23 protein-coding genes are annotated in these 25132 nt (G+C 66.4%); 2 read left to right on the top strand and 21 right to left on the bottom strand.

Annotated features, from left to right (window positions below; all coding sequences use genetic code 11):
- Nucleotides 1-11: 11 nt before the first annotated feature.
- From ftsA to ftsW, 10 genes are all read right to left on the bottom strand, one after another.
- Nucleotides 12-1346 carry a cell division protein FtsA gene (ftsA, locus tag ACXAG6_RS09880; RefSeq protein WP_475337293.1) on the bottom strand — a complete coding sequence of 445 codons (1335 nt, stop codon included), beginning with the start codon at nt 1344-1346 and terminating at the stop codon, nt 12-14.
- On the bottom strand, nt 1346-2245 hold the full coding sequence (locus ACXAG6_RS09875; RefSeq protein ID WP_140013745.1) for a cell division protein FtsQ/DivIB: 900 nt from the start codon (nt 2243-2245) through the stop codon (nt 1346-1348). Before ACXAG6_RS09875 ends, ftsA begins: the two co-directional genes overlap by 1 nt.
- The gene (locus ACXAG6_RS09870) at nt 2233-3111 is read right to left on the bottom strand and encodes a D-alanine--D-alanine ligase (protein WP_475337292.1); all 879 of its coding nucleotides are present in this window, start codon (nt 3109-3111) and stop codon (nt 2233-2235) included. Before ACXAG6_RS09870 ends, ACXAG6_RS09875 begins: the two co-directional genes overlap by 13 nt.
- A 126-nt stretch (nt 3112-3237) precedes the next feature.
- Complete coding sequence (gene murB, locus ACXAG6_RS09865; protein ID WP_475337291.1) at nt 3238-4176, bottom strand: UDP-N-acetylmuramate dehydrogenase; 939 nt, start codon at nt 4174-4176, stop codon at nt 3238-3240.
- 105 nt (nt 4177-4281) lie between these two features.
- The gene (locus ACXAG6_RS09860; RefSeq protein ID WP_475337289.1) at nt 4282-4551 is read right to left on the bottom strand and encodes a hypothetical protein; all 270 of its coding nucleotides are present in this window, start codon (nt 4549-4551) and stop codon (nt 4282-4284) included.
- Nucleotides 4552-4600: 49 nt separating this feature from the next.
- Nucleotides 4601-4858, bottom strand: a complete 258-nt coding sequence (locus ACXAG6_RS09855) for a DUF2484 family protein (protein ID WP_475337288.1) — start codon at nt 4856-4858, stop codon at nt 4601-4603.
- On the bottom strand, nt 4855-5100 hold the full coding sequence (locus tag ACXAG6_RS09850; RefSeq protein ID WP_475337286.1) for a DUF2484 family protein: 246 nt from the start codon (nt 5098-5100) through the stop codon (nt 4855-4857). Before ACXAG6_RS09850 ends, ACXAG6_RS09855 begins: the two co-directional genes overlap by 4 nt.
- Nucleotides 5101-5259: 159 nt before the next feature.
- Nucleotides 5260-6657 carry a UDP-N-acetylmuramate--L-alanine ligase gene (gene murC, locus ACXAG6_RS09845; RefSeq protein ID WP_475337947.1) on the bottom strand — a complete coding sequence of 466 codons (1398 nt, stop codon included), beginning with the start codon at nt 6655-6657 and terminating at the stop codon, nt 5260-5262.
- A gap of 27 nt (nt 6658-6684) precedes the next feature.
- Entirely contained in the window at nt 6685-7815 is a 1131-nt protein-coding gene (locus tag ACXAG6_RS09840; RefSeq protein ID WP_475337285.1) for a UDP-N-acetylglucosamine--N-acetylmuramyl-(pentapeptide) pyrophosphoryl-undecaprenol N-acetylglucosamine transferase, read from the bottom strand.
- Between the two features lie 76 nt (nt 7816-7891).
- A complete protein-coding gene (gene ftsW, locus ACXAG6_RS09835) occupies nt 7892-9058 on the bottom strand; it encodes a putative lipid II flippase FtsW (RefSeq protein ID WP_475337283.1) in 1167 nt (388 codons plus the stop codon).
- Nucleotides 9059-9243: 185 nt separating this feature from the next.
- On the opposite strand from ftsW, the gene ACXAG6_RS09830 reads away from it, so the two are divergent.
- Both ACXAG6_RS09830 and ACXAG6_RS09825 read left to right on the top strand, forming a co-directional pair.
- Nucleotides 9244-9834, top strand: a complete 591-nt coding sequence (locus ACXAG6_RS09830; RefSeq protein ID WP_475337281.1) for a DUF6151 family protein — start codon at nt 9244-9246, stop codon at nt 9832-9834.
- A complete protein-coding gene (locus ACXAG6_RS09825) occupies nt 9827-11140 on the top strand; it encodes a cytochrome-c peroxidase (RefSeq protein ID WP_475337279.1) in 1314 nt (437 codons plus the stop codon). Before ACXAG6_RS09830 ends, ACXAG6_RS09825 begins: the two co-directional genes overlap by 8 nt.
- Nucleotides 11141-11191: 51 nt before the next feature.
- On the opposite strand, the gene ACXAG6_RS09820 is transcribed toward ACXAG6_RS09825, so the two are convergent.
- The 11 genes from ACXAG6_RS09820 to ACXAG6_RS09770 all read right to left on the bottom strand — a co-directional run bounded on the left by ACXAG6_RS09820 (nt 11192) and on the right by ACXAG6_RS09770 (nt 25078).
- Nucleotides 11192-12250 carry a 2Fe-2S iron-sulfur cluster-binding protein gene (locus ACXAG6_RS09820; protein ID WP_475337278.1) on the bottom strand — a complete coding sequence of 353 codons (1059 nt, stop codon included), beginning with the start codon at nt 12248-12250 and terminating at the stop codon, nt 11192-11194.
- A gap of 13 nt (nt 12251-12263) precedes the next feature.
- On the bottom strand, nt 12264-12794 hold the full coding sequence (paaD, locus tag ACXAG6_RS09815; RefSeq protein ID WP_475337276.1) for a 1,2-phenylacetyl-CoA epoxidase subunit PaaD: 531 nt from the start codon (nt 12792-12794) through the stop codon (nt 12264-12266).
- A gap of 23 nt (nt 12795-12817) precedes the next feature.
- On the bottom strand, nt 12818-13579 hold the full coding sequence (gene paaC / locus ACXAG6_RS09810) for a 1,2-phenylacetyl-CoA epoxidase subunit PaaC (RefSeq protein WP_475337275.1): 762 nt from the start codon (nt 13577-13579) through the stop codon (nt 12818-12820).
- Nucleotides 13579-13863 (bottom strand): 1,2-phenylacetyl-CoA epoxidase subunit PaaB, encoded by a 285-nt coding sequence (gene paaB / locus ACXAG6_RS09805; RefSeq protein ID WP_475337273.1) that lies wholly within the window; start codon nt 13861-13863, stop codon nt 13579-13581. Before paaB ends, paaC begins: the two co-directional genes overlap by 1 nt.
- Nucleotides 13864-13947: 84 nt before the next feature.
- On the bottom strand, nt 13948-14934 hold the full coding sequence (gene paaA, locus ACXAG6_RS09800) for a 1,2-phenylacetyl-CoA epoxidase subunit PaaA (RefSeq protein WP_475337272.1): 987 nt from the start codon (nt 14932-14934) through the stop codon (nt 13948-13950).
- Nucleotides 14935-14937: 3 nt separating this feature from the next.
- The gene (gene pcaF / locus ACXAG6_RS09795; protein WP_475337271.1) at nt 14938-16146 is read right to left on the bottom strand and encodes a 3-oxoadipyl-CoA thiolase; all 1209 of its coding nucleotides are present in this window, start codon (nt 16144-16146) and stop codon (nt 14938-14940) included.
- Between the two features lie 500 nt (nt 16147-16646).
- Entirely contained in the window at nt 16647-18041 is a 1395-nt protein-coding gene (lpdA, locus tag ACXAG6_RS09790; RefSeq protein ID WP_140013727.1) for a dihydrolipoyl dehydrogenase, read from the bottom strand.
- A gap of 123 nt (nt 18042-18164) precedes the next feature.
- Nucleotides 18165-18761 carry a DUF924 family protein gene (locus tag ACXAG6_RS09785; RefSeq protein WP_475337270.1) on the bottom strand — a complete coding sequence of 199 codons (597 nt, stop codon included), beginning with the start codon at nt 18759-18761 and terminating at the stop codon, nt 18165-18167.
- A 51-nt stretch (nt 18762-18812) separates the two neighbouring features.
- Complete coding sequence (locus ACXAG6_RS09780; RefSeq protein WP_475337269.1) at nt 18813-20102, bottom strand: MFS transporter; 1290 nt, start codon at nt 20100-20102, stop codon at nt 18813-18815.
- Nucleotides 20103-20180: 78 nt separating this feature from the next.
- Nucleotides 20181-21236: a tRNA preQ1(34) S-adenosylmethionine ribosyltransferase-isomerase QueA gene (gene queA / locus ACXAG6_RS09775; RefSeq protein ID WP_475337268.1), complete on the bottom strand. Its 1056-nt coding sequence runs from the start codon at nt 21234-21236 to the stop codon at nt 20181-20183.
- 152 nt (nt 21237-21388) lie between these two features.
- Nucleotides 21389-25078: a hypothetical protein gene (locus ACXAG6_RS09770; RefSeq protein WP_475337266.1), complete on the bottom strand. Its 3690-nt coding sequence runs from the start codon at nt 25076-25078 to the stop codon at nt 21389-21391.
- Nucleotides 25079-25132: the final 54 nt, after the last annotated feature.

Raw genomic sequence — 25132 nt, 5'->3', positions numbered from 1 at the left:
TCATATTGGGGTCACCAGTTATCGCGGAACCATTTCATTGCCCGTTTTAGCGACCGGGCCGGGTAGGTTTCGGCGGGTATGTCGAAGTCCCACCACTCGTCTTGCGGGTGTGCCGAATAGAGGCAAAGCCCTACCGCCGCCGAGAAGGCCGAGCCGGTGGCGGCCTGAGGCAGGCCCTGCACCCTCAGCGGGCGGCCAAGGCGCACCTGCTGGCCAAGAATGCGCGAGGCCAGCTCATCGAGGCCGAGGATCTGAGAGCCACCGCCGGTCAGCACGATGTTCTGGCTCGGCAGATGGTCAAATCCCGCCGCATCGAGGCGCACGCGCACCTCCTCCAGAATTTCCTCCACCCGGGGCCGCATGATGCCGATCAGCTCGCTGCGGGATACGGCGCGCTGGTCGTGGTCCCAATCGCCGGTATCGCCGCCCAGCGGGATCATCTCGCGGTCATCCATACCGGTGGCCACCACGCCGCCGTGGCGGGTTTTGATCCATTCGGCCTTCTGCGGGCTCACCTGGAGCCCTTGGCTGATGTCGCGAGTGATGTGATCGCCGCCCAGACGCACGCTATCGGCGTAGATCATGTGTTTCTTGATGAAAACCGAGAGCGTCGTCGCCCCGCCGCCCATGTCGATACAGGCCGAGCCAAGCTCTTGCTCGTCTTCCACCAGCGCCGAAAGGCCGCTGACATAGGCGCTGGAGGCCAGCCCCGCCAGCTCAAGGTCGCAGCGTTTGATGCAATAGAGCAGGTTCTGCACAACGCTCGTCTCGATGGTCAGCAAATGCATGTCAGCGGCCAGCCGGTTGCCGATCTGCCCGCGCGGGTCGATCAGGCCGGAGCGGTGGTCGATGGCGAAGTTCACCGGATGGGCATGCAGCGCCTGCCGCCCCGCCCCGAAATCGGGCACCACGCAGGAGGCCAGCACACGCGCCACATCCTGCTCGCTCACCACGCTATCGGCCAGCTCAATCGCGCCGTCCAGCCCATAGCTGCGCGGACGCGCCCCGGCGAAGGCGGCAATCACGTGATCCACCCGTACCCCGGCCATTTTCTGCGCCGCCTGCACCGCCGTGCGGATGGCGCGTTCGGTCTCTTGCATGGCGTCGATCTCACCAAAGCTCACACCGCGCGAGCGCGTGGTGGCCGCGCCGATCACCCGGAAGCTGGATTGCCCGGCGAGGCTGCCCACCCCGTCGCTTTCGCGAAAACGGCCCGGCCCGTCAAAGCGGAGCACGAGGCAGGCGATTTTGCTGGTGCCCACGTCGAGAATGGCAATGACCCCACGGTCCATCGCCTGTTTGCGCATCCGCCGCATGGCGCGCTGATTGTCATAGAGATCGGTCATCAGCCGTTCGAGCCTCCGATTTCGAGCGATTTGATCCGGCGGAACTCTTCCACCGCTCCGGGGGCCATCCGAAGGGTCGGACGGCCAGGAATGCGCATGTCGATGACAGCAAGGTCGCGGCCCAGCATGTCTTCGGCCTCATCAAGGGCAATCACCCGCTCCAGCGCGGCAACGGGGCCAGCCTCGGGCAGTTGAATCACCTGATCCCGGTCCAGCACCACATCCCAGCGGCGCTCGCCCCGGCGGATCAACCCGCGCAACCGGCCCGCCAGCGGCAGGGCTGCGGCATAAATGGCACGGGCCTCAGCCACGGCGGCGGGCGTATCGGCCCCCCGGCCTACCACCAGCGGCAGATCGGGGCGCAGCCCGCGCGAGATCAGCGGCGCAACACGGTGGCCGGTTTCATCGAGCAGCAGCAGCGAACCATCGCGCTTGCGCCAGACCAGCGCCGGAATGCGCTCTTCGACCTCCACCAGCAGCACACCGCCGGGACGGATGCGCACATGGACGCCAGCCACCGCATCGAGCGCCTCAACCGTCTCGCGGGTGGCATCAAGATCCATATCAAAGCTGGAGAGCGGAAATTCATAAGGCACCAGCGCGCGAATATCGCCCGCAAGCTCTTCGGAGGCACCTTCGACGGCGAGCATCTTCACCATGAACTCGGGGCGTTCCTCCACCGAGCGGCGGGCATCGCTGATCAGGTCTGTCACCTGCGTACGGCGACCCTCATCGGAGAAATACCACGTCACCGCCAGCGCCACGGCAGCCAGCGGCAGGCCCACGCGCAGCAGGCGGCGGTAGAAGGGCGTCAGCCAGAGCCGCTCCAGCCGGTAGGCCACGCGCGAGGGCGCGGGGTCACGCCGGGGGGCATCGGCAGGGCGTTTCAGCGACCGCATGAGGCATCCTCCACGATCCAGCGACAGAAGGCGCCAAAGGAGTATCCGGCGTGCTCGGCATGTTCGGGGCTGAGCGAGGTGGGCGTCATCCCGGGCTGAGTGTTGGTTTCCAGCAGCACGAGACCGGCGACGCCCTTGGCCTCATCCCAACGAAAATCGGTGCGCGAAATGCCCCGGCAGCCCAGCGCCCGATGCGCCGTCAGCGCGTGGGCGCGACAGGCCTCGGTGATCTCTCCGGGCACATCGGCGGGGCAGATGTGGCGCGAGCCGCCCTCGGCGTATTTCGCCTCGTAGTCATACCAGCCGTCGGTGAGGATCTCGGTCACGCCCAGCGCCTCATCGCCCATCACGGTGCAGGTCAGTTCCCGGCCCGGCGCGAAGGCCTCGACCATCAGCACCGCAGCGGCATCGTCGGCCAGCTTGGGCGGGCTGTTGGCATCCTCATGGACGATATAGATGCCCACCGAGGAGCCCTCGTTATAGGGCTTCACCACATAGGGCGGGGGCAGCACATGCGCCGCCTCGATCTCGTCGCGGCCCGCCAGCTTGCTCGCCACCACCGGCAGGCCGTGAGCCCGGTAGAGCGCCTTGGTGCGCTCCTTGTCGATGGCGGTGGAGGAGGCCAGCACGCCGGAGTGGGTGTAAGGAATGCCGAGCCATTCGAGCAGGCCCTGAATACAGCCATCCTCGCCCCAGCGGCCATGCAGCGCGTTGAACACCACGTCGGGCGCCAGCGCCTTCAGCCGCTCGGCCACGTCATCCCCTGCGTCGATTTCGGTCACGTCAAAGCCTTCCGACCGGAGCGCCTTTGCGCATTCCCTGCCGGTGGAGAGCGAAACCTCACGTTCCGCAGATGGGCCGCCCATAAGGACAGCAACATTCTGGACTGTCCTGCTCGACATGTCCGCCTCTGCCATCGGGCGATGGTTTTTGCGCGTGGTATTCGCGCTTCGCCCTTGTTTTGTTGATGCTTGAGCCGGTTCGTTGACCGCTCAGCCGCCTGCCTTTTCCGGGGCCGGTTCACCGACCCTCATGATTTCCCACTCTAGCGTTACACCGCTGGTTTCGTAAACCTTTTTTCGGATCTGCTCGCCGAGATTTTCAAGGTCGGCGGCACTGGCGTTGTCGGCGTTGGTGAGGAAGTTGGAATGCTTCTCGCTCATCACCGCCCCGCCCTCGCGCGCGCCCCGCATCCCGGCGTCGTCGATGAGCTTCCAGGCCTTCAACTCGTGAGTGTCATCGGCCTTGCCCGTCGAGGAAAATCCGGCGGGGTTGCGGAAGGTCGAGCCTGCCGTGCGGTCCTTCGTGGGCTGGGAGGCATCGCGCTTGGCCAGTTGCTCCTCCATCCGCTCCTCCAGCGTGGCGGGCGCGCGCTCTGCCCCCTCGAAAGTGGCCGAGACAATCACCGCGCCCTCGGGCAGGTCAGACTGGCGATAGCGCAGGTTCAGCTCCTCCGGCGAAAGCGTGGCGCGGCTGCCGTCGCGCAGCACCACATCCACCGATTGCAGGTAGTCAGCGACATAAGAGCCATAGCAGCCCGCGTTCATCCGCACGGCCCCGCCGATGGCGCCGGGAATGGTGCGCAGAAAGGTCAGGTCGACGCCCGCCGCCGCCGCCTTGCGCGCCACATGCGCATCCAGCGCCGCCGCCCCCGCCGTCACCCGGCGGCCCTCAACCTCGATCCCGTTGAACCCGCGCCCAAGCCGGATCACCACAGCCCGGATGCCGCCATCGCGCACGATCAGGTTGGAGCCAACGCCCATCGGAAAGACCGGGATCGCCGGGTCGAGCGCCGCGAGGAAGGCTTGGAGGTCGTCGAGATCGGCAGGCTGAAACAACCAATCGGCAGGCCCGCCCACGCGCAGCCATGTGAGATCGTTCAGGGGACGGTCGGGCGTGAGGGTGCCACGCACTTGGGGAAGCTCTGTCATGGAGGCGTTATTGCCGGGCGGCGCGACGGGCGCAAGCCGGGCGGCGCATCATGGCCGTTCGGCCTTTCTTCGCAGCTGCGATGGGGGGCCAGAGGAGCCGAAGCGCTACCCCCGAACGCGCCACCACGCAATCGCCACCCCCGCCACGGCCCCAACCAGCCCCGGCAACAGCACCCAGAGCAGCAGAAACGCGTGGCCTACGTTGTCCCAACCCACCGGGCCGCGGCCGAGCCAGAGCTTCAATCCGATGCAAATGGCCAGCATGCCGCCAAGGTAAATCGCGCCGCCGAGCGGGCTCATCCAGCGCAACCAGAAGCCGAGCAGGCCGAAAATCAGGGCCGATCCGGCGGCGACGGCGTGGAGTTCATGAAACATGGGCGCCACTCTTCCCTGCGCACCGCCCTTCTGGCAAGGGGGGTGCCGCTCAGCCGTCTGCCTTGCGCCGTGCGCCCTTGAGCCAGCGCCAGAGATACACCACTGGCCAGCGCAGCACCGAGACGCCTGCCGCCATGCAAGCCAGCCCGATGAACGGGCCGTTCTCATAGGTCACCCAGCCGAGCAGCGGGATGCCGAGGGCGATGAGCACATAGGCGCGGGTCCAGTGGTTGTCCTTCGAGGGGATCATGGCGGCGAGGTTGGCGGCCAGGGCCCAGGCGAAGAAGCAGATGAGCGAGGGGGTCATGCGCGGGCTTTCCCGGTGAATTTGCGGATCAGGTGCCCCAACGGGCGGCGGAAGAAAGACACAAAAACAGCAATCGCGACGACGCCCGGAACCGGGCCGTATTCGGCGAACAGCAGGCCGATCAGCACGAAGGCCCCGGCGATCAGCGCCAATCCGGGCACGAGTTGCCAGCGCATCGGCAGGAAGGCCGTGGCGCTGGCGGCAAACACCCAGAGGATCGCAGCGATCAAAAGCAGGCTCACGGAGCATCCCTTTCGGCCCGTCCCCTCGGGAGCGCGGCACCACCTCCGGCACCACGCCCGAAACGCCCCAGCGCGCAGCCTAGCACAGGCGCACGCCGAAAAGTGTTAACGGCGCTGCGAAAGCTCCGGGGAGGGCGGCACAGCTTCAATGCTCCGCCCTTAGCCCTTGAGCCTCTCAGGCAGGTTGTTCGCCCAGGCCGAGATCGTGCCCGCCCCGAGGCAGACAACCATGTCGCCCTCGCGGCCCTGCTCGCGCACGAGGCGCACAAGGTCATCCTCGGAGAGGATCGCGCGGGCGTGGCGGTGGCCGTGGGCGATGAGCCCGTTCACAAGGTCATCGCGGGAGGCCCCGGGGATCGGATCTTCGCCAGCGGCATAGACCTCGGCAATCGCCACCACATCGGCCTCGTTGAAGCAGGCGCAGAAATCGTCGAACAGGCCCGACAGGCGCGAGTAGCGGTGCGGCTGGTGCACGGCGATCACCCGGCCCTCGGTCGCCTGACGCGCGGCCTTGAGCACGGCGGCGATCTCTACGGGGTGGTGGCCGTAATCGTCGATGATGGTCACGCCATCGACCACGCCCACGCGGGTGAAGCGGCGGTTCACCCCGCCGAAATTGGCCAGGGCGGATTTGATCTCTTCGGCCTTCATGCCGAGGTGGCGGGCCACGGCCACCGCCGAAAGCGCGTTGGACACGTTATGGTCGCCCGGCATCGGCAGGGTGCAGCCCTCGATCACCGCATCCTCGGCTTGCAGCTTGATGTCAAAATGCGCCACGCCCGCCTTGTAGGTGAGGTTCACCGCGCGCACGTCGGCCTGGGCGTTGAAGCCATAGGTCACAACGCGGCGGTCGGTGACGCGACCCACCAGCGCCTGCACATCGGCGTCATCGGTGCAGCAGACGGCAAGGCCGTAGAACGGGATGTTCGACACGAAATCGAGAAAGCCCTGATGCAGCGCCTCCTCGGTGCCCCAATGCTCCATGTGCTCGGGGTCGATGTTGGTGACGATGGCAATGGTGGCGGGGAGGCGGTTGAAGGTGCCGTCGCTCTCGTCGGCCTCTACCACCATCCACTCGCCCTGCCCCATCCGGGCGTTGGAGCCATAGGCGTGGATGATGCCGCCGTTGATGACGGTCGGGTCAATCCCGCCCTCGTCGAGCAGGGCGGCGACCATGGTTGTGGTCGTCGTCTTGCCGTGGGTTCCGGCGACGGCGATGTTGGACTTCAGCCGCATCAGCTCGGCCAGCATCTCGGCGCGGCGCACCACCGGCAGGCCACGCGCGCGGGCGGCGTCAAGCTCTGGGTTGCCCGGCTTGATGGCCGATGAGATCACGATGACCTCGGCGCTTTCGAGGTTTTCGGCGGCCTGCCCCTCAAAGACCGTCGCGCCAAGGCTTTCCAGCCGCGCGGTGATCTTGCTTTTCTTCAGGTCAGAGCCCTGCACCTGATAGCCGAAATTCAGCAGCACCTCGGCAATGCCCGACATGCCGATGCCGCCGATGCCGACAAAATGGATTGCCCCAAGCTGTGTCGGGAGTTTGGTTACACCCTGCATGATATTGCTTCCGTCCATGTCACTGCCTCATACCTGCTCGCCAGAGTTGTCTCCGGTCGGTTTCACCGTTCCTTGCTGCGCCAGTGCATCCACTAGCGCCACCAGCCGCTCCGTCGCATCCGGCTTGCCCGTGGAGAGCGCCGCGACAGACATCTGCGTTGCCCCTTCGGGGCTGTCGAGAATTGTGCGCATTTGCGCCGCGAGGGCTTCCGGGTCAAGCCGTTTCTCGGGGATCAGAATGGCCGCCCCCGCGTCAACCAGCCCGCGTGCATTGGCCGTCTGGTGGTCGCCGGTTGCGGCGGCAAAGGGGATCAGAATGGCCGGGCGCCCGATAACCGAGAGGTCGGCCACGCTGGAGGCCCCGGCGCGGGTGATCACCAGCTGCGCCTCGGCCATGCGCTCGGGCACGTCCGAAAAGAACGGCTGCACCGTGGCGTCGATTCCGGCGTTTGCGTAAAACTCGGTGACACGCGCCTCATCTTCGGGCCGCGCCTGATGGCTCACGCGGATGTGCTGGCGATGCGCCTCGGGCAGCGCGGCAATGGCGGCGGGCACCACATCCGAAAGGATGCGCGCGCCCTGGCTGCCGCCCATGACCAGCACCGACATCGGGTAATCGCCCGGCGGGATATAGGGCGCAGCGGCCCGCTCCAGAATGGCGGCACGCACTGGGTTGCCAATGTCATGCCCCTCTGTGCCCTCGGGCAGTTCGGTGGGCCATGTGCCGCAGGCGATGGCGTGAACGCGCTTGGCGAAGAGCTCGTTCACCCGGCCCAGCACACCGTTTTGCTCATGGATCGCCCGCGGGCGCTTCAGCAGCGTGGCCGCCGCCAGCGCCGGGATCGAGGGGTAGCCGCCAAAGCCCACAACCACGGCGGGCTTGTCGCGCATCATCTTCACCGCCGCCGAAATCGTGCCGCCCGCGATGCGGAAGGGCACGGCCAGCTTGGCCAGCAGCCCGCCGCGCGCGAAGGTGGCCGAGGAAAGCACCTCGATCTCCACCGCCTCGGGAAAGCCCCCGGTGTAACGCGCGCCGCGCGCATCGGTCGAAAGTTTCACGCGCCAGCCCCGCGCCAGCATCGCCTCGGCCAGCGCCTGTGCCGGAAACATATGCCCGCCCGTGCCTCCGGCGGCGATGATGAGAAGGGGCTGCGTCATTTGTCTGCTCCGGCGTTGCTTTGGGTGGAGCCGGGGGATTGAGTATTTTCAGCAAGAAAATGAAGCAGGTTTCGCGTCACGCCGACCTCCGCAGCAGGATATCGCCGATCTGCCCTTGCGGGCGGGTGCGGGTGAAGGCCAGCAGCATGCCAACGAGAATGCCCCCGGCAATCATCGAGGAGCCGCCGTAAGAGACAAACGGCAGCGTCATGCCCTTTGCGGGCAAGAGCCGCACCGCAACGCCCATGTTGATCATCGCCTGCACGCCGAACATGCAGGCCAGCCCGGTGCCGGCAAGGCGGATGAAGGGATCACGCTCGCGCATCAGCCGCAGCAGCGAGCGCACGACGATGGTGGAATAGAGCAGGATGATGAAGAGCACGAGCACCAGCCCGTATTCCTCCGCCGCAACGGCGATGATGAAGTCGGTATGCGCATCGGGGAGCGACCATTTCACCTGCCCCTCGCCCACGCCCACGCCAAAGAACCCGCCTTCGATGATGGCATTGGTGGCATAGCCAAGCTGGGTGCGCGGATCGAGATCGGGGGAGAGGAAGCCGTCAATCCGGCGGGCAAAGTGCTCGGAGCCCTCATAGGCCGTGAGGCCGCCCACCACGACGAGCCCGGCCACGACCACGAGGATGGTGATCGGCGCACCGGCCACGAAATACATCACCGCCCATGCAAAGAGGATCAGGCAGGCCTGGCCAAAATCGGGCTGGAGCGCGAGCAGCATCACGATGGTGACCGCGAGGATGAAGGAGAAGCTCTTGCCCGGAGGCCCCGCCACCTGCTGGGAGGCGGCCATCAGCCATGCGGCGAGCACCACGAAGCCCGGCTTGAGAAATTCCGACGGCTGAAGCGAGGCAAAGCCAAGCGAGAACCAGCGGGTCGCCCCCTTGCCGAAGTCGGTTCCGAAGAACGGCAGCAGCAGGATCGCCACGAAGCTGACGAAGAAGCCAAGCACCGCGAGGCGGCGCACCAGCGAGGGGTTCATCATCGAGAAGGCGAACATCACCACCAGCGAGAGCCCGCCAAAGAAGGCCTGACGCTGCACGTAATAGAAGGGATCGAGCCCGTTGCGCGCCGCGAGCGGCGGCGAGGCCGCAAGGCCAAGCAACAGCCCCACGCCGAAGAGCAGCAGGATGCAGGACATCGACCACTTGTCGATCGTCCGCCACCACCGGGGAAGCACCGGCTCGCCCGTACGAACGGGGGCCGTGCCAAAAACCATCTCTGTCATCAGACTGCCTGATCTGCCTCAAATCGCCCGGTTTTCCGGGTCTGTCGCCACAGTAACGCAAGGTGATTCGCATGGGAAGGCATTTTCGAATCACTTTTGCGCCGGGCCAATTTGCAGCCGTGCACCCTGCCCCTTCCCCCGCCACCCTGCCTGTCTTACCTTCCAGCTCAAAGGAGATTGCCCCCATGCCCAACCCGATCCTGCTGAGTTGCGACTGCGGCAAGCTGAAGCTCGCCATTGCCGCCCGCCCCGCCCCGCCGCAGGGCAACCGGGTGATCTGCCATTGCGACAGCTGCCGCGCCTTCCCCCGCGCTCTCGGGCGGGCGGATGTGCTGGGGCCGGGCGACGGCGCGGACATTCTGCAAATCCGCTGTGACCGGCTCTCGATCGTGGAGGGGCGCGAGCATATCGCCGCGCTGCGCCTGAGCCCCAAGGGCCTTGCCCGCTGGTATGCCGCCTGCTGCAACACCCCGCTGGGCAACACCGGCCCCTCCCCGGCCTACCCGTTCTTCGGCGCGCTCACTCATGGCATCGCCGACAAGGAGGCGCTCGGGCCGGTGAAGGCGCGGGTCAACATCCCCAAGAAACGCACACTGCCCGACGATTTGCCATCCACAAGCGGCAGTGCGCTTGGCGTGTTCCTTTCCATCGGGCGCATCATGTTTGGCGGCTGGCTGAAGGGCGCACACAAGCGCCATCCGCTGTTTCCCGGAGGCGAGCCGCTCGTGGAACCACGGGTGATTTCGCTGGAGGAGAAGGCCAAGGCCTATGCGTAGCCTTGCGCTCGCCCTCCTGCTGCCGATGGCCGCCACGGCGCAAGACTTCCCCGCGCCGCTCACCGATGCCGATTTCATCGCGGTGGACGAGGCCGAGGCGCGGCTCGGGCAGCTGCTGTTTTATGACCCGATCCTTTCGGGCAACCGCAACATCGCCTGCGCCACATGCCACCACCCGCGCTTTGCCACCTCCGACGGGCTCAGCCTTGGCATGGGCGAGGGGGGCACCGGCCTCGGCCCCGATCGCTTGGCGGACCCGGCGAATTACCCCGACGAGTTCATCCCCCGCAACGCCCCGGCCCTCTTCAACCTCGGTGCGCACCAGTTCACCGTGCTCTTCCATGATGGCCGGATCGAAGTGGACCCGGCCCGCAAATCCGGCTTTCGCACGCCGATGGGCGAAGACATGGAGGTGGGGTTTTCGGGCATCCTTTCGGCGCAAACCATGTTCCCGGTGCTCTCGGCGGATGAGATGGCGGGCCATGTGAAGGAGAATGACATCGCCAAGGCCACCCGCTCGGGGCGGATCACCGGGCCGGGTGGCGCGTGGGATATCATCGCCCGCCGGGTTGAGGGCGCGGGTGACTACCAGGCGCGGTTCGAGGCGGTCTACCCCGAGGTTGCCGCAGGCCGCCCGCTGCATTTCACCGATATCTCTAACGCCATCGCCGCCTTCATGGCCTTCGAATGGCGGGCCGACAATGCGCCGTTTGATGCCTTCCTGCGCGGCGACGAAGCCGCACTCTCGGCAGAGGCGTTGGAAGGCGCGCGGCTGTTTTACGGCGAGGCGGGCTGCGCCACCTGCCACGCGGGCGCGCTGCAAACCGACCACGGATTTCACGCCATGGGCGTGCCCCAGATCGGCCCCGGCAAGCGGCTGGCTTTTGAAACCCACCACCGCGACACGGGCCGCATGGGGGTAACGGGCCATGCCGAAGATGCCTATGCCTTCCGCACGCCCTCCCTGCGCAACGTGGTTGCCACCGCGCCCTATGGCCACTCCGGTGCCTATGCCGATCTGCGCGAATTTTTGCAGGCCCACGCCGCCCCAAGCGCCGCGCTGGCGGCTTATGACGGCACCCCCGCAAGGCTCGCCGCGCTGGAGCATGACGCCCTCGCCCCGCTGCAAGACGCCGCCGACCGCGCCGCGCTGGAAGCCGCGATTGAGGTGAAAGACGCACCGCTTTCAGACGCCGACACCGATGCGATCATGGCCTTCCTCGAAAGCCTCACCGACCAGCCCGCCATTGATGGCCGCCTCGGCGTGCCCGATGCCGTTCCCAGCGGTTTGCCTGTCGACAAGTAGGGTGGGCAATCTGTCCACCGCCCGGCGCGCTGCCCCACGCCGCGCCGTGCCCTAGGCGTCGTAACTCACCACCACACGATCCGAGATCACATGGCTCTGGCAGCTCAGCACATAGCCCTTTGCCACCTCGTCATCCTCCAGCGCGTAATTCGCCGCCATCTCCACCTCGCCCTCCAGCACCCGGCAGCGGCAGGTGGAACACACCCCCGCGCGGCAGGCGAACGGCACCTCCATTGAGGCCGCAAGCCCGGCTTCCAGCACCGTCTGCCCCGGCTCCACCGTCAGCGTCCGCGTTACGCCATCCAGCGTCACCTTCGCTTCCGCTCCGCTGGCGCCCGCAGCAACAGCCGCCGCCGCGCGTTGCGGCAGGCGCCCCGGCTGGTCAGATTTGAACAGTTCAAACCTGATCTGATCGCCCGAAAGCCCCGCCGCCCTCAACGCCTCGGAGATCGCCAGCATCATCGGCTCCGGCCCGCAGATGAAGGCCACATCGACCCCCTCCGGCTCGATCAACCCGCCGAACAGCGCCGCCACCTTCTCGCCGTCCACCCGGCCCGAAAACAGCGGCACCTCTTGCCCGTCGTGCTCCAGCACGTGGATCACCCGAAAGCGCCCCATATGCCGGTTCTTCAGGTCTTCCAGCTCTTCCCTGAACATCACCGTCGCCGCCGCCCGGTTGGCATAGACCAGCGTGAAGCGGCTCCCAGGCTCGGCAGCCAGCGCGGTGCGGATGAGCGACAGAACCGGCGTGATCCCCGAGCCACCCGCGAAGGCGAGGTACTGCTTCGGCGCGTCCCCGAGCGGCACAAAGAACCGCCCCGCGGGCGGCATCGCCTCCAGCCGCATCCCCGGCTTCAGATTGTCATTCGCCCAGCTCGAAAACGCCCCGCCCTCGACCCGCTTGATCCCCACCTGCAACCCCTCGCCCACGCCGCAGCAGATCGAATAGCTGCGCCGGATCTCGGTGCCGTCGATCTCTTGGCGGAAGGTCAGGTATTGCCCTTGGGTGAAGGCAAAGGCCTCCGGGTCGTCGGGCTGGAGCGTCACCACCACGGCCTCGCGGGTGGTGGGGCGCACGTCGGTCACAGTGAGGGGGAGAAACTGGGCCATGTCGGATGCCCTTTCAGATGCACTTGAAGTAGTCGAAGGGTTCGAGGCAGTCGCCACACCGCCACTGCGCCTTGCAGGGCGTCGAGCCGAACTGGCTGATCTTGTGGAGGTTTTTGGAGGCACAGCGCGGGCAGCGCTCCGGCCCACCCGCGGGCCGGGGCGGCGCGATGCCGTAGGTTTCCAGCTTGGCGCGGCCCTCATCTGATAGCCAATCGGTCGTCCACGGCGGAGCGAGTTGGCGGCGCAGTTCGAGGTGTTCCACCCCTGCCGCCCGCAGTGCGGTTTCGATATCCATGTTGATAACGGCGGTGGCCGGGCAGCCCGAATAGGTTGGCGTCACAGTCACAACCAGCCTGTCGCCCTCATAGCCCACCCCCCGGATCACGCCCAGATCGACCAGCGAAATCACCGGAATCTCCGGGTCCGGCACGCCGTCCAGCACCTCCCAGACCGCCGCCAGCGGCAAAGGCGAAGAGGAGTCGCGCCGCGAGGCAAGACCCCGATGAGCCGCCCCGCCGGGCCGCTCGTCAAGGCTCGCCCTCACGGCCTCGCCATTCCTCGCAGCGCTCACCACGCCGCCCCCGGATAGGCGCGCTGGAGCCATTGCATCTCGCACAGCAAATGCCCCAAGGCCTCCGAATGCCGCTTGCCATTCTTGCCGCCGCGATGGGCGAAATCGCTCTCCGGCAGCGTAAGCGTCGCCTCGCCCAACACCCGCCGAAGCGTTGCCTCCCACGCGGGGCGCAGGGCCTCGGGCGCGGGCGCAATGCCGGCCTCCGCCAGCGCCGCATCCACCGGATCGGCGGCCAAAGCCTCACCCGCCCAGGGCCAGAGCCAATCAAGCGCCGCCTGCATCCGGGCGTGGCTCTCCTCGGTGCCATCGCCCAGCGCAATCACCTGCGCCGAGGACCGCTCAAGGTGATACTCCACCTCCCGCACCGCCTTCTGCGCAATCTCCGAAACCCGCGGCTCGGATGACCCGCACAACCCCCGCAGCATCTCCACATGCCAGGCGTCAAACAGAAACTGCCGCATCACCGTGCGCCCGAAATCCCCGTTCGGCTGCTCCACCAGCAACAGGCAGCGAAAGTCCCAAGCATCGCGCAGAAACGCCAGCTCATCGGCGCTGCGCCCGTCAGCCTCCCCCGCCAGCCCCAGCCACAGCTGCGCCTGCCCGATCAGGTCGAGCGCGATATTGGCCAGCGCGATATCTTCCTCCAGCACCGGCGCATGGCCGCACCACTCGGAGACGCGATGGCCGAGGATCAGCGCATTGTCTCCCATCCGCAGCGCCAGCGCGCCGACCGGGTCCATCCCGCCATCCAGCATCACATCGCCCCCACGTCATCGGGAATGTCGAAGAAGCTGGGATGCCGATAGACCTTGCTCTGCGACGGCTCGTAGAACGGCCCCTTGTCATCGGGGTTCGACGCGGTGATCTGCACCGTGGGCACGACCCAGATCGAAACCCCCTCGTTGCGCCGCGTGTAGACATCCCGCGCCGAAAGCAGCGCGTGCTCGGCATCCGCCGCGTGCAGGCTCCCCACATGCCGATGGCTCATCCCGTGGCTCCCCCGGATGAACACTTCCCACAACGGCCATTCCCTGCTCATCGCTTTCTCCCTTTCACCGTCATCCTCGGGCCTGACCCAACCTCCTTCCAAGAGATCCTCGAGTCAGGCCCGAGGATGACGCAACTACTCCGCCGCTTCCCGCCGCGCCGCCTTCTTCGCCGCATGGGCGCTCATCGCATCGCGCACCCATCGCCCCTCATCCCAGGCATCCCGCCGTGCCTTCATCCGCTCGGCGCTCTCCGGCCCCGCGCCCTTCAGCACGGCAAAGAACTCCTCCCAATCGGGTTCGGAAAAGTCATAGCCGCCCTTCTCCTCGTTCCACTTCAGATGCTCATCCGGCACCTTCAGCCCAAGGAACTCCGCCTGCGGCACCGTCTGGTCTACGAACTTCTGGCGCAGCTCGTCATTGCCGTTGATCTTGATCCGCCAGGCCATGTTCTGCGCCGAATGCACGCTCTCTGCGTCACTCGGGCCGAACATCATCAGCGAGGGATACCAGAAACGATCCAGCGCATCCTGCGCCATCCGCCGCTGCGCCTCGGTGCCCTTCGCCATCTTCATCATGATGTCGAAGCCCTGCCGCTGGTGAAACGACTCTTCCTTGCAGATCCGGATCATCGCGCGGGAATAGGGGCCATAACTCGTGCGTTGCAAAGGCACCTGGTTCATGATCGCCGCACCATCCACCAGCCAGCCCACCGCGCCGATATCGGCCCAGCTCAGCGTCGGATAATTGAAGATCGACGAATACTTCATCCGCCCGCTGAGCAGCTGCTCCGTCATGTCATCGCGGCTGATCCCCAGCGTCTCCGCCGCGCAATACAAGTAGAGCCCATGCCCCGCCTCATCCTGCACCTTCGCCAGCAAGATCGCCTTGCGCTCCAGCGTCGGCGCCCGGGTGATCCAGTTGCCCTCCGGCAGCTGCCCCACGATCTCCGAATGCGCATGCTGCCCGATCTGGCGAATGAGCGTTTTGCGATACCCCTCCGGCATCCAGTCCTGCGGCTCGATGGTCTCACCCGCGTCGATCCGATCCTGAAACGCCGCCTCCTCGGGCGACATCTCTTCGCGGCGCTTCCCGCCCTCGGATTTGATCATCTGTGCATACATGGCTCAGACCCTTTCGATGATGAGTGCAACCCCCTGCCCCACGCCCACGCACATGGTGCAGAGTGCATATTTCCCGCCGCGCCGCTGAAGCTCCCACGCCGCTGTCAGCACGATCCGCGCGCCGCTCATGCCGAGCGGGTGGCCAATCGCAATCGCCCCGCCATTGGGGTTCACATGGGCCGCATCCTCCGCGACGCCCAGATCGCGCAGCACTGCGATGCCCTGCGCGGCAAATGCCTCGTTCAGCTCGATCACATCCATCTGCTCGATGGTCAGCCCGGCCTTCGCCAGAGCCTTGCGGACCGCAGGCACCGGGCCGATGCCCATCACCCGAGGTGCCACGCCTGCCGATTGCATCGTCACGATCCGCGCCAGCGGCTTCAGCCCATGCACATGCGCCGCCCCCTCACTCGCCACCAGCAGGGCCGCCGCCCCATCGTTGACGCCCGAGGCATTCCCCGCCGTGACGGTCAGCTCCGGCCCATTCACGCCGCGCAAGCGCCCCAGCTGCTCTGCCGTTGTGCCGGGCCGCGGATGCTCGTCCTGCGTCAAAACAACCGGATCACCCTTTCGCTGCGGGATCTCCACCGGCACGATCTCCTCGGCAAACACCCCCGCCGCATCCGCCCCGGCCCAACGGGCCTGAGACCGCGCCGCAAAGGCATCCTGATCCTCGCGGGAAACCCCCCAATCAGCGGCCACGTTGTCGGCGGTCTCGGGCATGGAATCCACGCCATAAGCCGCTTTCATCGCCTTGTTCACGAAGCGCCAGCCGATGGTGGTGTCATACACTTCCGCCGCGCGGGAAAAGGCGCTCGTCGCCTTGCCCATGACAAATGGCGCGCGGCTCATGCTCTCCACACCACCCGCAATCCCGAGGTCATAGTCGCCCGCCTTGATCGCGCGGGACACGGTGCCAATCGCATCCATACCGCTCGCGCAGAGCCGGTTGATGGTGGCGCCCGGCACCGTCTCGGGCAGGCCCGCCAGCAGCAGCGCCATCCGCGCCACGTTGCGGTTGTCTTCCCCCGCTTGGTTGGCGCAGCCATAGATCACATCTTCAATCGCCGCAGGGTCCAGCCCGGTGTTGCGCGCCATCAGTGCCTTGATCGGAACTGCGGCAAGGTCATCCGCCCGCACCGAAGACAGCGCCCCGCCATAGCGGCCAATCGCCGTGCGCACCCCGTCACAAATGAAAGCCTCTCCGGCCATGGCTTGCTCCTCCCTGCTCGCTTGCGCCGAAACTACGCCCGGAGAGGATTCGGCGCAAGCAATACGTTACCAAATATCAACGCAATCGAGATTTTCGTAACCAAACCGAAATTCCTGCTTCGGAGCCACCCATCGCCTGAACCCCCAAAGGACGGCGGGATGGCTCGGGTCAACATGAATCGCCGAGGGGCCCCGCTCGCGGGGATACGGCTATTCCTGTTGATGCGAGCTGGACCGTCGGCCAAGCCGGGGTCAGGTGATGGGAGGCCCCGCAAGCAGGCTCCTGCTTTGGTGAACCCGGAGCTTTCTCCCCCCTATCCACCCAGAGCAGTCCGGGCATGGCGCAGCGGGGTGGGCGGGCGGGAGCTGTGCCATGCCCGGCCGCACCTCAACAAAAAAGGGCGCCCCGGAAGGCGCCCTGTTATCCACGGTGTGGGCTCTCGCAGATCGCTTCGCGATCCACTGCCGCCCACCGTCGCAGAAAGCTCGCGCTTTCCGCGTTAAATGTGAATAGCCCGCCCGTAGGCCTCCAGCACGGACTCATGCATCATTTCGCTAAGCGTCGGATGCGGGAAGACCGTGTGCATCAGGTCTTCTTCGGTGGTCTCCAACTGTCGGCCCACCACGTAGCCCTGGATCAGCTCGGTCACTTCTGCGCCGACCATGTGGGCGCCCAAGAGTTCGCCGGTCTTGGCGTCGAACACGGTCTTCACCATGCCCTCCGGCTCGCCCAGCGCCACAGCCTTGCCGTTGCCGATAAAGGGGAAGCGCCCCACTTTCAGCTCGTATCCGGCCTCCTTGGCCTTTTCCTCGGTCATGCCGACGCTCGCCACTTGCGGGTGACAATAGGTGCAGCCCGCGATGCTGCCCGGCTTGATCGGATGCACGTGCTGCCCGGCGATCTTCTCAGCCACCATCACGCCCTCATGGCTCGCCTTATGCGCCAGCCACGGGGCCCCGGCGATGTCGCCAATGGCATACACACCCTCCACCCCGGTCTGGCAGTATTCATCGGTCACCACGTGAGTCCGGTCGATCTTCACGCCCAGCTCTTCCAGCCCGAGGCCTTCGACATTGCCAACGATCCCCACGGCGGAGATCACGGTGTCAAACTCATGCTTCTCCACCTTGCCGCCCACCTCGATATGGGCCGTGACCTTGCCCTTGGCGCGGTCGAGCTGCTTGACCATGGCCTTCTCCATGATCTTCATGCCCTGCTTGGTAAACTGCTTCTTGGCGAAGGCAGAAATGTCTTTGTCTTCCACCGGCAGCACCCGGTCCATCACTTCCACCACGGTCGTGTCAGAGCCGAGCGTGTTGTAGAAGCTTGCAAACTCGATGCCGATCGCGCCAGAGCCGATCACAAGCAGCTTCTTGGGCATCCGCTTGGGGGTCAGCGCGTGGCGGTAGGTCCAGACCAGATCGCCATCGGCCTCCAGCCCGGGCAGCTCGCGGGCGCGCGCGCCGGTGGCCACCACGATATTCTTGGCGGTCAGTTCCTCGGTGCCCTTCTCGGTCTTGACCGAAACCTTGCCCTTCCCGGTGATCTTGGCCTCACCCATGATCGAGGTCACCTTGTTCTTCTTGAACAGGTGCTTGATGCCGCCTTCCATCTGCGCCGCCACGCCGCGCGAGCGCTTCACCACGGCGTCGAGGTCATAGTCGGCCTTCTCGACCTTCAGGCCAAAATCCTTGGCCCGGTGCATGAGGTGAAACACTTCGGAAGAGCGCAGCAGTGCCTTGGTCGGGATGCAGCCCCAGTTGAGGCAAATGCCGCCAAGGTTCTCGCGCTCCACACACACCACCTTCAGCCCGAGCTGGGCGGCGCGGATCGCGGCCACATAGCCGCCGGGGCCGGCGCCGATGACGATCAGGTCGAAGCTTTGCGAGGCCATGATTCTCTCCCGTTCTAAAACTAGTTTGGTATTAAACTATTTTCGCCACCCGGCGATAGCCCCTGCCCCGCACAGATATGCCGCACCTGCGCGGCCACGCGAAAGACAAGCGCAAACAGCACCTTACTCGTGTGAGCCCCAGCTTCCGCCGCCCGCGTCATCGACGTGGTTGAGCGACCACCGATAGCCCCCTGCCTCCAGATAGGCCAACTCGCGCGCGCTTGAGGGCCGCCCAAGCGCCGCGTTGCGATAGGGAAACCGGCCAAAATCGCGGATCACCTGCCGATGCGCCCGCGCGTGGCGCAGATTGTCGGTCCCCGGCATCCGGGTCAGAAACAGCCGCACCGCCGCATCCTGATCGGCCAGCACCTCCGAGTGCATCAGCGGCAGGTAGAAAAACTGCTGCGCCGGGCCCGTCACCCGGGCATCCTTGCGTTCGGCCACGGCCCATTTGGACCATTCGCGCGCCATCCCATCGGTGTCAAAGCTGCGCCCGTCCCCACGAAACATGTTGCGCGGGAACTGATCCACAAGGATCAGCCGGGCCAGCACCTCGCGCGCCGTCCAGCCCCAAGGCAACCGCGCACCGGCGGCCACTGCTTCCCAGCTTTCCAGAAAGCGCGCGCGGATATCCGCATCCAGCGCCTCATCCTGAACATACCAGCCGTCCGGGCCAATCTCATCGACCCAGAACCGGCAAATCTCTTCCGGCTCGACCATGCACAATCCTCCCACCTCCAGACTTGCATGCGACGGCGGGTCGCACAACTGTCAGGGGCGGGCTTCTGCGCCCTCTTCGGCAGATGCCTCCCCCTCGGCGTCCTCCTCAAGCCCTTCCACGAAGTATTCCTGCGCCATATCCACAGCCACTGCCGTGGACGAGGGCAAGACCGGCGCGTAAGAGCCTGTGTCTTCCACCGAAACACCCGGACGCCGGGTCATCCGCCAAAACGCATAGCCCGCCACCGCCGTCATCAGGAGGGCGATGTAGACGAAAAAGCCAAGAGGCCCGATCAGCCCCATGAACCAACCGGTCACGATTGGCCCCGCAATCGCCCCCACCCCGTTGATGAAGATCAGCCCGCCCGAGGCGGCGGCCATGTCATCAACCTCCAGAAAGTCGTTGGTATAGGCGATGAGCAGCGCATAGAGCGGGTTGCTCATGCCCCCGATCATGAAGCCTGCAACGAGCACGGCAACGAAGGCCCCGCCAAACACCAGCCCGAATGCCCCGGCGAGCGCGCCGCCAATGCCGAGCATGGCAATCAGCAACCGCCTGTCCATCCGGTCGCTGACCCAGCCGATGGGATATTGCATGAGCAGCCCGCCAACGTAGATCGAGGCCACGAAGGTGGAAGTTTCCACCACAGAAAAGCCAGCCTGCGTGGCAAAGACCGCCGACATGCCGAACATGGCGGCATAGACCCCGCCAAGCAGGAAGGCCCCCACCATGCCCAGCGGCGACACGTGGTACAGCTCGATCAGCGAGAGCGGCTTGGTGGTGTCAAAGGCAGGCGTGGGCTGCACGCTCAGCAAAATCGGTGCGAAGGAGATCGAAACCAGCACGCTCGGGATCACGAAGAGCACAAAGCCCGTCGGGTCGCCTGCCACCAGCAGGAATTGCGCCGCCACGATCCCCACCATCTGCACGATCATGTAGAGCGAAAGCGCCTTGCCGCGGATGTCGTTGGTTACCGAATTGTTCAGCCAGCTTTCGGCGGTCACGTAAACGCCCGAGAAGCAAAAACCGATGATCACCCGCCCCACCATCCAGGCCCAGGGGTTGGCCACTGTCGGATAAAGGATCAGCACCGCGCTGATAAAGCTGCCCAGCGCCGCAAACACCCGCACATGCCCAACCCGGCGGATCATCTCCGGTGCCATCCGGCTGCCGCCAAGAAAGCCCACGAAATAGGCCGACATCACGAATGACATCTGCAGGGTCGAAAACCCCTCCAGCGAGCCGCGGATACCCAGCAGCGTGCCCTGCACACCGTTGCCCACCATCAGCAGCATCACGCCGATCAGCAGCGCCCAGGTACTTGCGATCACCTTAATCATTATCCGGCCTTTCCTTGCTTCGCCCCAGATCGCCCATCGGCTCCGGGGGTAACCGCTTCACAGCGACACGCCCTGTCGTTATTCGCCCGGCAACAGCAGCGAGCTGTCACCATAGCTGAAGAAGCGGTATCGCGCTTCTATGGCATGGCGGTAAATTTCGCCTATCCGATCCTGCCCCATCAGCGCCGAGACCAGCATCATCAGCGTGCTCTTGGGCAGGTGGAAATTGGTCATCAGCGCGTCTGTCAGCGCAAACTGAAAGCCGGGGTAGATGAAGATATCGGTCTCCCCCTGCCACGGCGCAATCCGGCCCGGGCCCGCGGCCGCGCTCTCGATCAGCCGCAGCGCGGTGGTGCCCACGGGGATGATCCGCCCGCCCGCCGCCTTGGTGGCGTTGATCTCATCAGCCGCCTGCGCCGTAACCTCGCCACGCTCGGCATGCATACGGTGGGTTGTCACATCCTCCACCGTCACTGGCAAAAAGGTGCCCGCCCCCACGTGCAGCGTCACCTCCGTCAGCCCCACGCCCATCGCCTTGATCCGCGCCAGCAATGCGGCATCGAAATGCAGCGAGGCGGTCGGCGCGGCCACGGCGCCGGTATGTTTGGCAAAGACCGTCTGATAATCTTCGCGGTCGGCTTCATCGGCGGCCCGCCGAGCGGCGATATAGGGCGGCAGCGGCATCGCGCCGACCTGCTCCAGCGCCGCGTCAAAGGCCTCGCCCTCGGCAGAAAACCGCAGCTGCACCTCGCCCCCGTCGCGGCTCAGCACCTCGGCCTTCAAGCCAGCGCCAAACTCCACCACCTCGCCCGGCTTCACCTTGCGGGCGGGCCGCGCCAGCGCCAGCCACTCGCCGCCCGTGCCCGGCTCCAGCAGCGTCACCTCCACCCGCGCGTCAACCATGCCTTGCGCCGAGTCGCGCCTCCGCACACCCGAAAGCCGCGCCGGGATCACCTTGGTGTTGTTCAGCACCAGCCGGTCGCCGGGCCGCAGGTAGTCGCAAATATCGCCGACCCCCCGATCATCAATCCAATTGGCCCCTGCCACCAACAGCCGCGAGGCCCCGCGCGGATAGGCGGGGCGCACGGCGATCAGCTCTTCGGGCAGGTCAAAATCAAAATCATCCAGCTTCATGCCCGCGCCCTACAAGCGCCAGCCCCCCCGACACAAGCCCCAACACCGCACCCGATCAGCAAAAGTGCGGTGACCGCGCCCCGCTCCGCTTAGAACGCTCAACCCAAACCGTGGGATGTTGCTGCCCCCATCCCAGCGCCATCCGAAAGCGCCTAATTCGCCAGCCTCGGCGGCGGCTGGCGGAAGATCTCGCGGAAGATCCCCGGGGTCAGCACCGACAGCGGGTTCACGCTCACCTTCGGACCCGCCGCCGGGCCGGTCATCTTGTAGTTGAAGCCAAAGAACCCTTCGCCCCGCTTCGAGATGATCCGCCCAATCCCGTTGACCACGTAGATCGGCGAAAATACCCCCTGCACCGACATGTAATCGCGGTTCATGTCGTACACCCCCGCCATCGAAATCCCCACCGAGGGGCCAACGGCGGAGCCGTGATTGATCTGCACCGCATTGGGGGTGAGCCGGAAGTTGACGACCGTATTCGACAAAAGCAGGCCCGCGCCGTTGAGCTGCTCCAGCAGGCCGACCACCGAGATCGCGTTGAGCAGCGCCGCGAGGCCGGGGGCGCTCTGCACCCGTACGTTCTGCACCTTCAGCTCGCCATTGTACTGCCCCGGTTCGGCGCGGGGCACCAAGGTCAGCTGCATCGCCCCGCCCCGGCCTTTCCTGAATAGCCCGGCGGCCCGAAACACCCGCCCCGCATCCTGCGAAGAGATACGCACCGCCGTCTTTCCGCGCGAGGGCACCAGCGTGCCCGAAACCGGCGCCGCGCCGTTGACGGTGCCGGTGAACTTGCCGTTCAGCCCGCCCCGTGTCTTCAGCTCGGCGCGAAAGCCGCGCAGCGAGATGCCGTCAGAAATGATCAGCCGGTCGAGCGAAAGGTTCATCGGTGCGCCCGCCGTGCCCCCGCCGCCGCCCTGGGCAAAGGAGGTGCGGCGGATGTCGACCCAGCCGCCGCGCACCGTCACAGCCGGGGTCACGCCCTTGCCGCGCCCGGTCAGAGTTACCGGCGCGTCAATCCAGCGGCCCGCCTTCACCCGCGAAAATTCTGCCGTGCGCAGCCCGCCGCCCGGGTTCAGCCGCACCCGCCCCTCTGCTGAGAGGCCGGGTGCCGAGATCGACAGGCTGTCAATCGAGGGCGGCTCGCCAAGCTGGCCTGCCACCTGAAGCGAGCCCTTCGTCGCCCGCCCCTTGCTCCACGCCAGCTCGCGGATCGTCAGCCCCATCCGGTTGAGATCGGAGCGCAGGCTGAAACGCGGCGCGCGGCCGCGCTCCAGATCAATGGTGAACTGCCCGGTGCCCGCGCCCGACACCATCCCCTTGGGCAACCCGATGTTGAACCTGTCCACAAAGGCCTGGCTGAGCTCGATCGTGCCCTCCACCCGGCTCGGCTGCGGCCCCGGCTTGTCGATCGGTTGCACCCAGGCGGCGGTGATCGGCAGGCCCTCGATCCGCCCCGGCCCCTCGATCACGATCTCCTCGCCATGGGCCAGCACCTCCAGCCGCTCGGCGGTGAGCGTGCGCCCGGGCACCACCTTGGTCGAGCGCACCCCTGTCAGCTCGCCGCCAACGCGAAAGTCGATCAGCTGCTGCGGCACATCCTTGATCAGCGGAAAGCGGATCACCCCATCCAGCGCGGCGCGGCCCTCGGCCATGTCCACCGGCTGATCGGCCTTGGAAATAAACCGCCACGGCTCCTGATCGAGGATCGAGAGCACCGCCGTGGCGCTGCTTTCCGAGAGCAGGTGCACCTCCATATCAGCCGGCTCCTTGTGCACATCCGGCACCCGCAGCACCGTGCCCGCCACGTCGATCCGCCCGCCCTCCGGCGCGTCGATATGGCCCGCGTCCAGCGACATCGTATAGGCATCCTCGGAGATCGATGAATAGCCCGTCGCGCCCTGCACCGGCGGCAGCGTGGGCAGCACCAGCACCTCGCCGCCCTTGAACTCATAGACAAGGCTCACAACCGGGCGCACCTCGCCCGGCTTGGCCCTGAGCGCGCCCTTCACGTTGAAGAGTTCGCCCGCCTGCACCCGCTCGGAAATCCAGTCGCGGGTCTTGGTGGCCAGCCCCAGCGGCCAGAGCGAAAGCAGCCGCTCATGGCCGATCCGGTCCACCTCCACATCCACCGCCGCCTCCCAGCCTTCTGGCACCGGGCGGGCACGGCCCCGAGCGCGGATTGTCACATCCTCGCCCTCCAGCACCATCTGGCCGATCCGCAGGTTGAACGGGTCGAGCGAGAGCTTCAGATCAAGCGCGCCAGAGGGAAAGCTGAGGCCCTCGGCAAAAACGCCTGTCGGGTCCAGCCGCACCTCCGAGAAGGCCAGCTGGCCCACAAGGTCGGTCGGCCAACCGGTGGCCTCCATGCCCTCAAGATAGGCCTGCCCGCTGGCGGTAAAGGCCCCGTCAGGTGCCGCGAGGCGCAGTTCGTCAAACACCAGCCGGGCGGCGTCTGGCTGGTAGCGAAAGTAGCTGCGCCCGCCATCCAGCGCGATGGCCGCCTGCCCCTGCCCCGGCTCGATGCTGCCCGCCCCGATCTCAAGCTGCCCGGCCAGCTCGGCCAGCGTTCCGGCCTCATCCACCTTCGCCCGCATCGCCCCCGAGATCGGCGCATCGAGCAGCGCGAGGAACGCAGTGGCGGGGCTCAGCGTGCCCACGTCCTGCGCACCAACGCCCTCGATGTTCGCGCCCAGCTCGGCAGCGGTGGAGCCCTTCTGCGAGCTGAAGGTGAGCGCAACCGTGGCCGGGGCGACCTCAAACTCGGCCCGCTCCTCGGCCCCCTCCGGCACCTCCTCGCCCGCCAGTTGCAGCGCAAGCCGGGCCGACACCTTCTCGGCATCCTGCGCAATCACCAGCTCGCCGTTGTAAAGCACCCACTCCCGCCCCGAGCGGGCATCGGCAAACTCCAGCACCAGCTGATCGGCGCGGATTTCCTCAATCGGCTGAAAGCTGGGCAGGGCCAGCATCGCATCCACCCGGTCCAGCAGTTCGGCAAGGTTGCCCGCGCCCTGCCAGTTCAACTCCGCACTGCCGAGCCGCAGATCAAAGTTGCCCTCCCGGTCGCGCGAGGCCTGCATCGCCGCGCCGCTGATGATCACCGCACGCGGCTGCACCTGCCCCTTCAGCAGGGCGCCCTTGTCAAGCGTCGCGCCCAGCGCGGGAACATGGGCAATATGGCTGCCATCGGCGGCGCGAATATCCACCTCGCGGAAGGTGACACGGGGCAGCGCGGTGCGCTGGAAGATCACGTAGAGCCCGCCCATCTCCACAGTGGCCCCGCCGAGCCCCTCGTTCAGCCGTGCCTCCACCCGCTCGGCCAGCCACTCCGGCGCGGGCAGTTCCCGGCCAGCGGTGAGCAGAATGGCGAGGATCACGGCAACCACGCAGAGCACGGCTACGTCGAAGGCCCAGATCAGCGGCTTAGCCAGCAGGCGGCGTTTGCGGATGCGGCGCCGCGGGCGAATGGGGGCATCGTGGCTGTCTTCGCCGGTGTCGTCGGGCCGGTCTAGCGCCCCGTCCCGGCGCAACGCGGCCACCACCTCGGCCCCGCCCGTTACCGGCACCTCTGCCGCCCCAAGGGCAGGAGCGGCACTTTCGGCGGGCAGCTCTGCCTCCAGACCGATCTTCTCCGGCGTCAGCAGGAGCGGCCCGCATGGCGTGCCCTCCGCCGGGTCCGCCGCGCCCAGTGGCTGCAACGGCGTGCCCTCGCAGGGTGCCGCAGGCCCCAGCCGCATGGCGGCCTGCTGCGCCGCTGCCAGCCGCTCGGCCTCGGCGGCGGCATCAAACCACCGCGCGCGCTCTTCGAGCGGTGCCTTTTCGGGCATGTCCTTCGGCGGGCTCATCGGCCTTCTTTGTCCTTGTGTCCCGGCGCTCTGGCCTGTCTGCTCTTATGGCCC

Source organism: Vannielia sp. ABF1_015, from assembly GCF_056160745.1.
The sequence above is the reverse complement of the archived record's forward strand: the minus strand, read 5'-3'. Positions and strand labels throughout refer to the sequence as shown.

Bases quoted from the DNA above. Each gene is read 5' to 3' on its own strand.
- ftsA (WP_475337293.1), bottom strand. From the start codon at position 1,346: ATGACCGATCTCTATGACAATCAGCGCGCCATGCGGCGGATGCGCAAA.
- ACXAG6_RS09875 (WP_140013745.1), bottom strand. From the start codon at position 2,245: ATGCGGTCGCTGAAACGCCCTGCCGATGCCCCCCGGCGTGACCCCGCG.
- ACXAG6_RS09870 (WP_475337292.1), bottom strand. From the start codon at position 3,111: ATGGGCGGCCCATCTGCGGAACGTGAGGTTTCGCTCTCCACCGGCAGG.
- murB (WP_475337291.1), bottom strand. From the start codon at position 4,176: ATGACAGAGCTTCCCCAAGTGCGTGGCACCCTCACGCCCGACCGTCCC.
- ACXAG6_RS09860 (WP_475337289.1), bottom strand. From the start codon at position 4,551: ATGTTTCATGAACTCCACGCCGTCGCCGCCGGATCGGCCCTGATTTTC.
- ACXAG6_RS09855 (WP_475337288.1), bottom strand. From the start codon at position 4,858: ATGACCCCCTCGCTCATCTGCTTCTTCGCCTGGGCCCTGGCCGCCAAC.
- murC (WP_475337947.1), bottom strand. From the start codon at position 6,657: ATGCAGGGTGTAACCAAACTCCCGACACAGCTTGGGGCAATCCATTTT.
- ACXAG6_RS09840 (WP_475337285.1), bottom strand. From the start codon at position 7,815: ATGACGCAGCCCCTTCTCATCATCGCCGCCGGAGGCACGGGCGGGCAT.
- ftsW (WP_475337283.1), bottom strand. From the start codon at position 9,058: ATGACAGAGATGGTTTTTGGCACGGCCCCCGTTCGTACGGGCGAGCCG.
- ACXAG6_RS09830 (WP_475337281.1), top strand. From the start codon at position 9,244: ATGCCCAACCCGATCCTGCTGAGTTGCGACTGCGGCAAGCTGAAGCTC.
- ACXAG6_RS09825 (WP_475337279.1), top strand. From the start codon at position 9,827: ATGCGTAGCCTTGCGCTCGCCCTCCTGCTGCCGATGGCCGCCACGGCG.
- ACXAG6_RS09820 (WP_475337278.1), bottom strand. From the start codon at position 12,250: ATGGCCCAGTTTCTCCCCCTCACTGTGACCGACGTGCGCCCCACCACC.
- paaC (WP_475337275.1), bottom strand. From the start codon at position 13,579: ATGCTGGATGGCGGGATGGACCCGGTCGGCGCGCTGGCGCTGCGGATG.
- paaB (WP_475337273.1), bottom strand. From the start codon at position 13,863: ATGAGCAGGGAATGGCCGTTGTGGGAAGTGTTCATCCGGGGGAGCCAC.
- paaA (WP_475337272.1), bottom strand. From the start codon at position 14,934: ATGTATGCACAGATGATCAAATCCGAGGGCGGGAAGCGCCGCGAAGAG.
- pcaF (WP_475337271.1), bottom strand. From the start codon at position 16,146: ATGGCCGGAGAGGCTTTCATTTGTGACGGGGTGCGCACGGCGATTGGC.
- lpdA (WP_140013727.1), bottom strand. From the start codon at position 18,041: ATGGCCTCGCAAAGCTTCGACCTGATCGTCATCGGCGCCGGCCCCGGC.
- ACXAG6_RS09785 (WP_475337270.1), bottom strand. From the start codon at position 18,761: ATGGTCGAGCCGGAAGAGATTTGCCGGTTCTGGGTCGATGAGATTGGC.
- ACXAG6_RS09780 (WP_475337269.1), bottom strand. From the start codon at position 20,102: ATGATTAAGGTGATCGCAAGTACCTGGGCGCTGCTGATCGGCGTGATG.
- queA (WP_475337268.1), bottom strand. From the start codon at position 21,236: ATGAAGCTGGATGATTTTGATTTTGACCTGCCCGAAGAGCTGATCGCC.
- ACXAG6_RS09770 (WP_475337266.1), bottom strand. From the start codon at position 25,078: ATGAGCCCGCCGAAGGACATGCCCGAAAAGGCACCGCTCGAAGAGCGC.